This window comes from Ignatzschineria sp. LJL83, from assembly GCF_054871845.1.
This window is the reverse complement of the sequence record NZ_JBTXLY010000010.1, coordinates 96,149-109,024: the sequence shown is the minus strand read 5'-3', so window position 1 is coordinate 109,024 and position 12,876 is coordinate 96,149. Positions and strand designations below refer to the sequence as shown.

Here is a 12,876-nt window from a genome sequence, read left to right as displayed (position 1 = left end):
TAAGCAATTACTTGGGATTTTTTGTATCTGAATTTATCGAGGATATTTTGATGACTTTGGAAAGTTTTTCATGAGTTGTTATCTGATTGTTGTTTGATTATTTGTCTGGTTTTGTCCTTGATTGAAGGAATGTTTGAAAAGTCAGAGGGTTGTATCAAAGACAGTATTCTTTCTGACATTTTTTCTGAATCGTTTTTTGTGACAAAATCGCTCGTAAATTGTAACAATCATTGAAACGAATCGAGGTTACTTGATATAGTACTCACTTTGAACATAACTAACCTGTTTCGACCTTTAAGGAATGAGAGAACCGCATAATGACTGTAACCATTGCTAGTGACATTAAAGAATACGAGTTAAAACATCGCGGTAAGATTAAACGATTAACGAACCAAACGTTCAAGTTTGATGAACGCATCGGCGAAGGCTGGTTCTCGGCGGTTTACTTTTTGAAAACTGCAGAAATCGCAAAACAATGCGTACCAGATCGTGTTGTGACAATGCAATTTTTCCAACGTAAAAATGGGGCGGTTTTGTGCGGTATTGATGAAGCGATTTCACTCCTTCATACCTTTGCCAATCATCCTGAAAACCTTGAAATTTGGGCGCTGAATGATGGCGATCGCATTAATGCCTTTGAAAGTGTCTTAACGATTACCGGCAATTACCAAGATTTTGGTTATTTAGAAGGCATTATTGACGGCATCTTAGCAAGACGTACTTCGGTTGCAACTCATGTGCTTGAAGTGGTGGAAGCTGCCGGCGATAAAGAGATTATCTTTATGGGCGACCGTGATGATCATTTCAGTCAGCAAGCGGGCGATGGTTATGCGGCATTTATTGGCGGTTCAACAGCGCAAGCGACTCATGCGATGAATGAATGGTGGGGAATTGAAGGCTTAGGCACAATGCCTCATGCGCTTATTCAGCTTTTTAACGGCGATACATTGGAAGCGGCAAAAGCATATCACAAGGTATTCCCACAAGATAAACTCATGGTTTTAGTGGATTACAATAATGATGTGATCGAAGAATCTCTTCGAGTAGCGCGTTATTTTGGCGATCAATTATCGGCAGTTCGTGTGGATACTTCCAATACAATGGTCGATCAATATTTCATGCGCCATCAAGATAAGCTTGGCACATTTGACCCGCGTGGTTCAAATCCAACACTGATTTTTGCCCTTCGTGAAGCATTAGATAAGGAAGGCTTTCAAAATGTGAAGATTGTCGTAAGCGGTGGTTTTAATGCCGAGAAGATTACTTATTTTGAGAAAGAGAATACGCCGGTAGATATTTACGGCGTGGGTTCAAGCTTACTCAAAGTGAACATCAGCTTTACCGGCGACAATGTGTTAGTAGATGGCGAAGAGCAAGCGAAAGCAGGACGTAAATATCGTCCGAATCCTCGTTTAGAGCGAGTGCTTTATGATGATAATTCTGTAAAAGCATAAGAATCGTTCTGAACTAAATTAAATTTTAGGAAATATTTATGTTATTTGAAGAAATGTTGTTGTATTTCATGATAGTAATGATCATTACTTTTATAGGATTCATTACGTATATACAATATAAGCAGTATATTCTTATAAAAAAAATAAAAGAATATATTGTTAAATCTCCTGTTTGTAAGAATAAAGATAAATTATAGCTATCCTACAAAACCTATTTAAACTAAATAGATAAAGCGTAAAAAAAGCTTTTTACGCTTTTTTCGTATTTAGAAAATCATTAAGAAGATATCTTATAAAGATGTCAAATATACGAGGATAATCACGATGACTTCATCAAAATTAGTGCTTTCCGTAGAGCATTTACAAGTGCTTGAAAACTATATTGTGACTTTAGAGAAATGGTTGCAAGAGGAGCTCGATTATCGAGGCGCAGAAAACTTTATCTTCGGCGTGAGCGGCGGCGTGGATTCTGCGGTGATTGCAATGTTATTGGCTCGCAATTTTAGAGATCGTGCGATTGGTATTATGATGCCATCTCACAGTCATAGTCAGGATTTAGAAGATGCAAAGCTTGTGATGGAAGCGGCAAATCTGCCATATCATATCGTTGATTTAACGAAAACTCACGATGCGTTAATGACGGCGATTGGAGATGAATATAATCATACTGGCGATGTGATGAAAGATCGGGTAATTTTCGGCAATAATAGTGCAAGACTTCGCATGACAACGCTCTATACCATTGCGCAAACCCGAAATGGCGTTGTCGTTGGCACGGATAATGCCGTGGAATGGCATACGGGATATTTTACAAAATTTGGCGATGGTGGCGTAGATATCGCACCGCTCATTCATTTGGATAAAGATGAAGTATTCGCACTCGCCAAAATGTTAGGCGTTCCAGAGTCTATTATTGATAAAAAACCTTCGGCGGGATTATGGGAAGCACAAACGGATGAAGATGAAATGGGCGTCACTTACAACGCTTTAAATCGCCATTTACGAGGAGAATCCGTCACAGAAGCAGAGCTTGAAAGAATTAACTTCTGGCACAATCGCTCGCACCACAAAAGAGCAATGCCGAGATTCCCGGAAAAGCCGATGTAGATACATTAAGTAGTATCGGTATTGAGGAGTTAGCAAAATGTACTGGAAAATTTTAAATTGGAACTGTAATGGCGCTTTCAGGAAAAAGTATCATTTATTTAATGATATTGATGCAGATATTTTCGTAATTCAAGAATGTGAAGATCCTTCTCGGTCTACTACGGAATATCAAAATTGGTTTCCCAAACTATATTTTTTAGTTGTAGGAATAAGGAGTTGTTTACAGCATATGTTCTTTTAATCGAGAGACCATTAGAAGCCTCCTCTTGCCATATTTTTTAGTGCTATCGTAAACGTACTTTTAAAAAATTGATCCTGAGAAATTGAGCGCCTTTATCAAGGATAATCCTGACGCTTATTTATCAGAGCTTGCCGAAGAATTTCAATGTGCAACATCTTCTATTCATGAAGCTTTGGTGAAGCTCGGCTTCACGCGTAAAAAGAAGAGTATAAAATACTGGAAATTAAGATTAAAAAAGCGAATGATTTCAAAGGGTTAGTCTGGTAGTAGGTTTGTTAAATAGAAAAAAGCTCATAGCACCTCTGCAGTATGAAGGCATGAAGGATAGTGTCCTATTTGAACAGTGGTTTAGTATGTGTTTAATTCCAGAACTACCTACAAGTAGTGTGGTTATCATGGATAATGCGAGATTTTATCGTAAAACAGAGCTAGAAAAGATCACAATTGCAAAAGGACATCTTTTACTTTTTTTAGCACCATATTTCCCAGACTTGAATCCTATAGAGAAATACTGGGCAAATCTTAAAGAAAAAATGAAACAAGTATTACCTCAATTTTCAAATTTTAATGATGCTCTTTATAGTCTTTTTTAAACCGATTCCATCTATAATAGGATGGCAACAATTTTGACAGATAAAGAGTGGGAAAATTTTGGCATTGATACCTATGGTAAAGGGGTGGAAAAGCAGAAGTATTATTAGTTTTATCGTAATAAAAATTTCTTATCAATGTGTTTTTTTGTGGAAATCCAAAAGATATTAAATAGACTTCAATCTGAAGGAAAAGTGGAAGGTTTCTAGGATACTGTGCGTTTTTGGAGGGAGGGTAAAAAATGGGAAGACTAAAAATGACTCAAAAAGTTTTACTATTGTTAATGCTGTTAGTGACAGGTTTATCAATGGGAAGTACGAAAGAGACGCTATTTATGAAAAATGATCAAAAGAATATTACAGTTGAATATATGGGAACATTTTCTTTAAATAATATGCATTGTGCATTTTTTATTAATGACTTGTTATACACCACCTCGACGTTACTACTTCAACCAGGTTGGGAGCCGGAGGGTATTGTCTATTCCGATGATATTGGGGGATTACTGCAAGAAGGGGATAATAAGATTGAGTTGCTTGCTGTTCAAATTCCAAAAGTGATGACAAATGGCTCATCTTCTTATTGTGAGCTAACGGCTACGGCAACAGCGACTAATTGGGATACGGGGGACGTGGAATCTAAAGAAGTCACCCATTTACGTGCCTCTATCAATGGGGAAGGAAAGTTTACCGCAGAAGAGAGCCATCAATATCCAGAGCTATCTGTCACCGATAGTGTGCAGTTTGTTGAATTAGATAAAAAAGATTTTGATGAGGATTGGGTCAATAATAATGTCTCTTTGACGCGAAATTTAAGAATTAATCATCCGCATCGAGCATTTGGTTGGACAGAAGCAGAGCCCTTTGAAGAGACTCCTGAGAATATTGCACGGCTTTGGCAAGTGTATGAGGAATTTATAGAAGCTTTTACCAATAATGATCAGAAAAAGTTAGAGAAATTATTGCTGCCTGCAGCAAAAGAGCGAGATATTTATACAGGATATGCAGGTAGAGGCTCCCGAAGAATGACGGAGATGATGGTAGTGTTTAATTCTGGCTGGAGTCGAAGAGGATTTACTCATATTCCTGAACCTAAATCTGACTTTAGATTAGAGCGGGCGAATCACGGAAAACTTTTTCGGTTAAATTTAGGATATTTTTTTCATGTATCTCCTTTAAAATATGTTGTCGATGATGATTATGGTACCTATAACTTTTATTTCACTGAGATTGATAGCAAAATTCGGGTAGGTATTTTGTAAATACTATTTACTATTTACTATTTACTATTTTAAGCGCCTTCATGACCGAATGCCGGCGCTTAACTTTGGAATAAAAGATTATGAAGATGAAATTAAAATGGTTGCAAGCGCTAGGGCTATTACTGTTATTGCAAACCTCTTTGTCTTTCGGGAAAGAAGATAGATTATTTGAGACAGGAAATAGAGATTTTTCCGTGAGTTATATGGGAACATTTTCTTTAAATAATATGCACTGTTTATATCGAATTAATGACCTGTTATACACCACTTCGACGTTACTACTTCAACCGGGTTGGGAGCCAGAAGGCATTGTCTATTCCGATGATATTGGGGGATTACTGCAAGAAGGAGATAACAAGCTAGAATTAATAGCGATACAAATTCCGAAGGTGATGACAAATGGCTCATCCTCTTATTGTGAGCTAACGGTTACGGCAACAGCGACTAATTGGGATACGGGGGACGTGGAATCTAAAGAAGTTACCCATTTACGTGCCTCTATCAATGGGGAAGGAAAGTTTACCGCAGAAGAGAGTCATCAATATCCAGAGCCATCTGTTACCGATAGTGTGCAGTTTGTTGAATTAGATCAAAAAGAATTTGAGGTGGATTGGGTTAATAATGATGTCTCGTTAACGCGTAACTTACGGATTAATCATCCTCATAGAGCCTTTGGCTGGACGCAAGCAGAGCCCTTTGAAGAGACGCCTGAGAATATCGCACGGCTGTGGCAAGTGTATGAGGAATTTATTGAAGCGTTTACAAATCACGATACGCAAAAGTTAGAGAAATTATTGCTGCCTGCAGCAAAAGAGCGAGATATTTATACAGGATATGCAGGTAGGGGATCTCGCCGAATGACGGAGATGATGGTGGTATTTAATTCTGGCTGGAGTAGAAGAGGATTTACTCATATTCCTGAACCTAAATCTGACTTTAGATTAGAGCGGGCGAATCACGGAAAACTTTTTCGGTTAAATTTAGGATATCTGTTTGATGTATCTCCTTTAAAATATGTTGTCGATGATGATTATGGTACCTATAACTTTTATTTCACTGAGATTGATGGCAAGATCCGAGTCGGTATTTTGTAGGTATCGTTTGAGCACTTTTATAACTTAGGGTCTGTTGAACATTCAAAAATTGGTAACTATAGCCTACTGAAAATATATCGATTTTTACGACTTACAGAAAATCAATCATAACCTTTTAAAACAGCAAGTTACATGCAAATGTTCAACAGGCCCTAATTAAGAGAGTCGCTTTTGAGCAGTTTTTTTATAAGCCAACGGATCATATTAGGAGCTGTTTTATTCAGAAAACTGTTTTGATAATGAAACGCTCAGTTGTCAGACCTTATCTGAAAAATATTAGCTCGGCAATAGAGATCATTTTACCAATGATTTTCACTATAAATTTTATAGATATCCTGATTGAAGTTATAAACTTATTTTAAGTCATTTTGTAGTAAACTCAGCAGATTGATTTATAAAGGTAATACTGGATGTTTAAATTTATTCTCATTTTTTACTATTTAGCACAAACCTATGTGCTTTGGCGTTATTACCAACTACTTCCGGCAAATAAGGGTTTGCAGATTATTGGGTTGCTTGTTGCGCTTGTGCTTTCTGTAAGTTTGCCACTTTCGATTTTTATGGCACGAGATCTGCCACTTTGGCTTGTAAAACCGCTCTATATGATTGGTTCAACATGGATGGTTATCCTGTTGTATGTTTTTGTGCCCGTGTTATTGCTTGATATTTTCAGGATTTTGAATCATTTCGGGCAGTGGATTTCAGCGGATAAAATCAATGCTTTTCGTACGCATAATGGTTGGTTGTTATCGTGCTTAATTCTGCTGTATGCCGGCATTATCTTCTGGGGAAATCAACATTATCATGACAAAATCCGTGTGGAATATCAGTATGATTTAGCAAGTAAAACAGCAACTTTGATGGATGATTCAGAGCTTAAATTACCGGTAGAAGCATGTTCAATAGATCAATCTCAAACATCATTCCCCCTTAAAATCGTAATGTTAAGCGATCTGCATTTAGGGCATACCATTGGTCGCGAAGAATTGGAAGTTTGGAAAGAATTGATTAATGCTGAAAATGCCGATTATATCTTTGTGAGCGGCGATGTGATTGATAATGATGTACGTCCTTTGTATGCCGAAAATATCGAAGAATTATTAAGCGAATTCAAAGCGAAAAAAGGGGTTTATGCTGTATTGGGAAATCATGAATATATTGCCGGTGTTGAGAATAGCATTGCGTTTTTAAACAAAACAAATTGGCATTTATTGCGTGATGACGTTGTGTTATTGCCGGAGAATATCTATCTCATTGGCAGAGATGACAAAATGAATCGCAATCGTGCGGAGTTATCAGAATTGATGGAAGGTTTAGATCCAAATGTTCCGGCGATTGTGCTAGATCATCAGCCGATTAATTTTGCAGAACTTTCGAAATTAGGGCAATTTTTACAGTTTTCAGGTCACACCCATGATGGACAAGTTTGGCCCTATAATTACATGGCGAAAAACATTAACGGCGTGTCATCGGGGTTATGGGATTTTAATCAAAGCCAACTTCTCATCAGTGCCGGCATTGGTATTTGGGGTGGAAAGTTTAGAATTGGTACTCGATCTGATTATCGTATATTGAATATTTGTCAGTAAATTTTTATAGATGAAAGATAGAGTTATAGGATTTTAATGCCGGAATTGTCAGTAAGAATCTAGAACGTTTTAAAAAAGAATTTGGAAAATAGTTGACACTTTTTGCAAAGCGATCTATAACTTTAAGGGTACGAAAATTGAAGCGAACTGAGAAAGTAACAGACGCAAATCATTTTACAGAATAGGAAGAACTTAGATGCAAACGATGAACTTTTATAACTATTGGTGGCTTATCTCGCAATCAGCGGGAGATATCAATGTGCACGGTTATAAAGTGAAATAATCTAGGTACAAATATCGAAGAACCCGCAAGAAAATGCGGGTTTTTTTATGTCTAAAGAAACAGTGGCTAAAATCCCGCATCAAATCAAAAATAATTAAAACAGTTTAAATTGATGAAGAGATTGGAGCAGAAAGCCATGAATGATGTGATGAAAGAGATTTTCCAAAAATTATATTGCGGTGAACACTTAACTCAAGTAGAGAGCAAAACATTATTTACCGCCATTGCGCGTGGGGAAGTGAGCGAGTCACAATTGAGTGCTGCGCTCATTTCTATGAAACTTCGCGGCGAAACAGCCGCTGAAGTTGCCGGCGCTGCGGAAGCTTTTATCAATGAAGCGAAAGCATTTGAATCACCTAATTACCCATTTGCGGATATCGTCGGAACGGGCGGAGATGGCTTAAATACGGTGAATATCTCAACGGCAAGTTCTCTCGTTGCAGCAAGTTGCGGTGTTTCTGTGGCAAAGCATGGTAACCGCAGTGTTTCGAGCTTAACGGGTTCTTCAGATCTCTTACAAGCGCTTGGCGTGAACTTATTGAAAACACCCACAGAAGCACGAAATTCTTTAGATAATGATCAAATCACTTTCCTCTTTGCTCAGCATTATCATTCAGGTTTTAAGCATGCGGCAAAAACCCGTTCAGAGCTTAAAACTCGTACGATCTTCAATCTTTTAGGACCTTTAACAAATCCCGCAAGACCAAAACGGGCATTGATGGGCGTTTATGATGCAAGCTTAACAGAGTTGATGGCGGAAACCGCAAAGCTTCTGGGTTATGAACATGTATTAGTGGTTCACGGCGGTGGCATGGATGAAGTAGCACTTCATGCGCCGACAAAAGTATCGGAATTAAAAGATGGCGTGATTTCAACTTATTATGTAAAACCTTCAGATTTTGCACTCAATGAGCATCCACTAGAAGCCATTCGCGGCGGAGATGCTGCTGAAAATCGTCAAACATTATTAACCATGCTTCATGGTAAAGCGCCGGAAGCGCATCGTCATGCGGTTGCGATTAATGTGGCGATGGTCTTAAAGCTCTTTGGGTTTGACGATTTAAAGGAAAATGCACAAACGGCATTATCGGCAATTTCAGAAGGCAGAGCATTACACTTATTAGAAAAAATTACCGGCAATCAGTTTCAAGATGAAGCGGTATTATCTTTTGAGAAAATTGCATAAAGCGGAAGTGAGGTTTTGAGAGAAACATCTAGAGAGATTGGAAGCGAAATATTTTGTCAGATCTTTACAACTAAAGTAATTGAATAAGTGATTGAATCAATGATTGGATAGAGATCGATTCAAGCGCATTAGAACAGAATCAGCATTTATATAACAGATAAATATATAGTAAATAAACAGGGAAATAGGGAAAAGGGCATGAGCGGAACAGTATTAGATAAAATCGTAGAGTTAAGACGAATAGATGTAGTACAAATGGCGAAAGAGAAGCCGTTAAGCACTTTTAAAGAGACTTTAATAGTGAGCGAGGCTGATCGAGATTTTTATCAAAATATTACTGCAAGAAAAGCCCAAAATTTACCGGCATATATTCTAGAATGTAAGCGTTCTTCTCCTTCAAAAGGATTGATTCGGGAAGATTTTGATTTAGTAAAAATCGTCAGTGCTTATGATCCTTATGCAACGGCCATTTCCGTATTAACAGAAAATCGTCACTTTGGCGGAGATTTTGAAAATATCGCCATTGCTAAAAATTTCACAACAGCGCCAATTCTCTGTAAAGACTTTATCGTAGATGTCTATCAAATCTATTTAGCGCGTCATTATGGCGCAAATGCCGTACTTTTAATGTTATCTGTTCTCCGTGATGATGAATATCGCTATTTAGCAAAGATTGCGCACGAGCTTGGAATGGGCGTTTTAACGGAAGTGAATGATGAAGCGGAAGTGGCAAGAGCGCTGAAGTTACAAGCAAAAGTGATCGGCGTGAATAATCGGGATTTAAGGGATCTCTCTATTGATCTCGATAAAACGGAAAAACTCCGTGCATTAATGCCAAAAGAGCAGGTTGTGATTAGTGAATCCGGTATTCGTAGCTATGGTGATATTCGCCGTATTTCGCATTTTGCCGATGGTTTTCTTATCGGCAGTCATTTAATGGGAAGCGATCATTTAGGTCGTGCGCTCCAAGAGCTTTTAACGGGCGGTCATAAAGTGTGTGGTTTAACATCCGTGATAGATGCTAAAGCAGCATTGGATGCCGGCGCAATTTACGGTGGCTTCATCTTTATTCTCTCAAGTCCACGAGGAATCACACATCATACGGCGGCGGAAATTGCGAAGGAAGTACCTCTGAATTTTATCGGTGTTTTCCAAAATGATGATATCGATTCCATTGTTTATATCACGGAAAAAGTGGGATTATTTGCCGTACAACTTCACGGGAATGAGCCGCAAGCATTTATTTCAGAGCTTCGTCAAAAATTGCCGGAAAATGTGAAGATCATTAAAGCGGTCAATATTCAAAATGGCGCTGAAAGCTTACCGGCAATGAATTATACAGATGTGGATTACTATCTGTTAGATGGTAAAAAAGGTGGCAGCGGAGAGCCATTTGATTGGTCGCTTTTGAAAGGCTTAGATCTATCGAATCTCTTTTTAGCCGGCGGCATTGCGAGCAGTAATGTAGAAGAAGCCTTGAGTTATCAGCCTTTAGGGTTAGATATCAACTCCGGTGTTGAAAGTGCTCCCGGAAAGAAAGATGCCGACAAACTCACGGAAATCTTCCAAAAAATCGTGAAATATAAACAGCCCAATCTCAACAATCATTAAACAACTAAGTAATCGATCAACGGAAATAGAGAACATTACGGTTTGAGAATTAGAAATGAAAAAGGGAATCACCATTGCTGGCACGAGATATATAGAAATATGCAAGCATTCGACCCAGCGATGAATCACTTCTATTTTTCAAATGAACATTTCAATCGATATCTAGATACAGTTGCGTGAATCAGTTACTAACAAACATCCCATTTTAAACAAACAGATCAAAATTCAATAAACACTCAATATAAACATCCAATTAAACATTCAATAAAAAAGAGACAATCATGAGACAGTTAGATCCTTATTTTGGTGAGTTCGGCGGACAATATGTTCCTGAGCTTTTAATTCCGGCACTTGATCAGCTTGAAGCAGAGTTTATCAAAGCGCAAAATGATCCTGAATTTCAGGCGGAATTTATGGATTTATTGAAAAACTATGCCGGAAGACCAACTGCATTAACCCTTTGCCGGAACTTAACTGCCGGCACAAAGAGTAAACTTTATCTGAAACGAGAAGATTTACTTCATGGCGGAGCACATAAGACGAATCAGGTGCTTGGACAAGCGCTTCTTGCAAAGCGCATGGGCAAAACGGAGATCATTGCGGAAACGGGCGCGGGGCAACATGGTGTTGCAACGGCGCTTGCATGTGCACTTTTGAATATGAAATGCCGAATCTATATGGGCGCCAAAGATATTGAGCGCCAAGCACCGAATGTGTTTCGTATGGAGCTCATGGGTGCCACGATTATTCCGGTTACGAGCGGTTCAGGAACTTTGAAAGATGCCTGTAATGAAGCGCTTCGGGATTGGTCTGGAAGTTATAAAACGACGCATTATCTTTTAGGAACAGCGGCAGGTCCCCATCCTTTCCCAACCATTGTGCGTGAATTCCAGAAGATGATCGGCGAAGAAACAAAAGCAGAAATCTTAAGAAGAGAAGGTCGCTTACCGGATGCGGTATTGGCATGTATCGGCGGAGGATCGAATGCCATTGGTATGTTTACAGATTTTATTCCGGAAGAAAATGTGCGTTTAATTGGCGTTGAACCGGGTGGAAAAGGGATTCATACCGGCGAACATGGTGCATCTTTAAAGCATGGAACGCCGGGAATTTACTTTGGCATGAAATCCCACTTAATGCAGACTGATGAAGGACAAATTAAAGGCTCATATTCTGTTTCTGCGGGATTAGATTTCCCATCCGTTGGGCCGCAACATGTTCATCTTCACAATATTGGCCGTGCGGATTATGTATCCGTTACGGATGAAGAAGCATTAGATGCTTTCCAACAATTAGCGAAAAAAGAGGGAATCTTGCCGGCATTGGAATCCTCTCATGCGCTTGCTTATGCGCTCAAGATGATTGCCGAGAATCCCGAGAAAGAGCAGTTGTTAGTTGTGAACCTTTCTGGTCGTGGTGATAAAGATATTTTCTCAGTACATAAAATTTTGAAGGAAACCCCATAATATGAGCCGTTATCAAACCCTATTTAGCCGTTTATCTCAAAAAAATGAAGGGGCATTTGTGCCATTTGTGGTGCTTGGCGATCCTACTTATGAGATTTCCAAGGCAATTTTAATCACGCTCATTGAATCTGGCGCGGATGCGTTAGAAGTGAGTATTCCTTTTTCCGATCCTCTTGCCGATGGCCCTGAAATTCAAGGTGCTGTGCTGAGAGCGATTGGCAATGGCATGAATGTTGCGCGTTCTTTTGAGCTTCTCACGGAAATTCGCACGCTCTATCCCGAAGTGCCGATTGGCTTATTGATGTACGCAAATCTTATTCATGCTGCCGGCATTGAGCAGTTTTATCAAAAATGTGCCGTTGCCGGCATTGATTCCGTGCTTGTGGCGGATGTGCCTTTACGAGAATCAGAGCTCTTTAAGAAAGCTGCGGATGAGAATGGCATTGCGCCGATCTTTATCTGCCCGCCGGACGCAACGGATGCAACCATTGCCGGCATTGCAGAAGAGGGAAGTGGTTATACTTATTTAGTTTCTCGCGCCGGCGTGACGGGTGTTGATCAGGCGCTTGAAGGTGGTTCTTTAGAAGAGAATATCGAAAAACTGCAAACAGCAGGCGCACCGCCGATTGTTCAAGGATTTGGAATTGCAACGCCGGAGCAAGCGAAATATTATCTCTCTTGCGGCGTTTCTGGCGTGATTAGTGGTTCTGCAGTCACGCAAATTATCCGAGAAAATGTGGAAAATCCAACCGTTTTATTGGAAAGACTTGCGGCATTTATTACGGCGATGAAAGCGGCAACAAAACCGGAGTAGATCAAGGGTTTTGTATTAAAGTCTTATTAAGTCTAACTCTAAAAACGAACGTTAAAGCGGATTAGAATAGATGAGAGCGGATTAGAGAACATACTTTAAAATCAGTCATGATGAATGAAATTGTCATTTTTCATGGCTGATTTTTTTATGGATGACTTTATCGGGAATTTGTATGGTTA

At 39.1% G+C, this 12,876-nt stretch carries 11 protein-coding genes; all 11 read left to right on the top strand.

The genetic code is table 11. From position 1 onward, the window contains the following. The first annotated feature begins 341 nt into the window (after positions 1-341). On the top strand, positions 342-1,454 hold the full coding sequence (locus tag ACYSN2_RS07905; protein WP_461749727.1) for a nicotinate phosphoribosyltransferase: 1,113 nt from the start codon (positions 342-344) through the stop codon (positions 1,452-1,454). A gap of 324 nt (positions 1,455-1,778) precedes the next feature. Continuing rightward, entirely contained in the window at positions 1,779-2,561 is a 783-nt protein-coding gene (gene nadE / locus ACYSN2_RS07900; protein ID WP_461749709.1) for an NAD(+) synthase, read from the top strand. Between the two features lie 308 nt (positions 2,562-2,869). Beyond that, positions 2,870-3,061 (top strand): IS630 transposase-related protein, encoded by a 192-nt coding sequence (locus ACYSN2_RS07895; RefSeq protein WP_461749726.1) that lies wholly within the window; start codon positions 2,870-2,872, stop codon positions 3,059-3,061. 1 nt (position 3,062) lies between these two features. Further along, positions 3,063-3,395: a transposase gene (locus ACYSN2_RS07890; RefSeq protein WP_461749725.1), complete on the top strand. Its 333-nt coding sequence runs from the start codon at positions 3,063-3,065 to the stop codon at positions 3,393-3,395. Positions 3,396-3,649: 254 nt separating this feature from the next. Beyond that, on the top strand, positions 3,650-4,654 hold the full coding sequence (locus tag ACYSN2_RS07885) for a hypothetical protein (RefSeq protein WP_461749708.1): 1,005 nt from the start codon (positions 3,650-3,652) through the stop codon (positions 4,652-4,654). A gap of 80 nt (positions 4,655-4,734) precedes the next feature. Beyond that, positions 4,735-5,748 (top strand): hypothetical protein, encoded by a 1,014-nt coding sequence (locus tag ACYSN2_RS07880; RefSeq protein ID WP_461749707.1) that lies wholly within the window; start codon positions 4,735-4,737, stop codon positions 5,746-5,748. Positions 5,749-6,158: 410 nt separating this feature from the next. After that, positions 6,159-7,337 (top strand): metallophosphoesterase, encoded by a 1,179-nt coding sequence (locus ACYSN2_RS07875; RefSeq protein WP_461749706.1) that lies wholly within the window; start codon positions 6,159-6,161, stop codon positions 7,335-7,337. Positions 7,338-7,768: 431 nt separating this feature from the next. Then, positions 7,769-8,806, top strand: a complete 1,038-nt coding sequence (gene trpD, locus ACYSN2_RS07870; RefSeq protein ID WP_461749724.1) for an anthranilate phosphoribosyltransferase — start codon at positions 7,769-7,771, stop codon at positions 8,804-8,806. A 198-nt stretch (positions 8,807-9,004) separates the two neighbouring features. Beyond that, positions 9,005-10,417 carry a bifunctional indole-3-glycerol-phosphate synthase TrpC/phosphoribosylanthranilate isomerase TrpF gene (trpCF, locus tag ACYSN2_RS07865; RefSeq protein ID WP_461749705.1) on the top strand — a complete coding sequence of 471 codons (1,413 nt, stop codon included), beginning with the start codon at positions 9,005-9,007 and terminating at the stop codon, positions 10,415-10,417. Between the two features lie 281 nt (positions 10,418-10,698). Further along, entirely contained in the window at positions 10,699-11,883 is a 1,185-nt protein-coding gene (gene trpB, locus ACYSN2_RS07860; RefSeq protein ID WP_461749704.1) for a tryptophan synthase subunit beta, read from the top strand. 1 nt (position 11,884) lies between these two features. After that, positions 11,885-12,697 carry a tryptophan synthase subunit alpha gene (gene trpA, locus ACYSN2_RS07855; RefSeq protein ID WP_461749703.1) on the top strand — a complete coding sequence of 271 codons (813 nt, stop codon included), beginning with the start codon at positions 11,885-11,887 and terminating at the stop codon, positions 12,695-12,697. Positions 12,698-12,876: the final 179 nt, after the last annotated feature.

Bases quoted from the DNA above. Each gene is read 5' to 3' on its own strand.
- nadE (WP_461749709.1), top strand. From the start codon at position 1,779: ATGACTTCATCAAAATTAGTGCTTTCCGTAGAGCATTTACAAGTGCTT.
- ACYSN2_RS07885 (WP_461749708.1), top strand. From the start codon at position 3,650: ATGACTCAAAAAGTTTTACTATTGTTAATGCTGTTAGTGACAGGTTTA.
- ACYSN2_RS07880 (WP_461749707.1), top strand. From the start codon at position 4,735: ATGAAGATGAAATTAAAATGGTTGCAAGCGCTAGGGCTATTACTGTTA.
- ACYSN2_RS07875 (WP_461749706.1), top strand. From the start codon at position 6,159: ATGTTTAAATTTATTCTCATTTTTTACTATTTAGCACAAACCTATGTG.
- trpD (WP_461749724.1), top strand. From the start codon at position 7,769: ATGAAAGAGATTTTCCAAAAATTATATTGCGGTGAACACTTAACTCAA.
- trpCF (WP_461749705.1), top strand. From the start codon at position 9,005: ATGAGCGGAACAGTATTAGATAAAATCGTAGAGTTAAGACGAATAGAT.
- trpB (WP_461749704.1), top strand. From the start codon at position 10,699: ATGAGACAGTTAGATCCTTATTTTGGTGAGTTCGGCGGACAATATGTT.
- trpA (WP_461749703.1), top strand. From the start codon at position 11,885: ATGAGCCGTTATCAAACCCTATTTAGCCGTTTATCTCAAAAAAATGAA.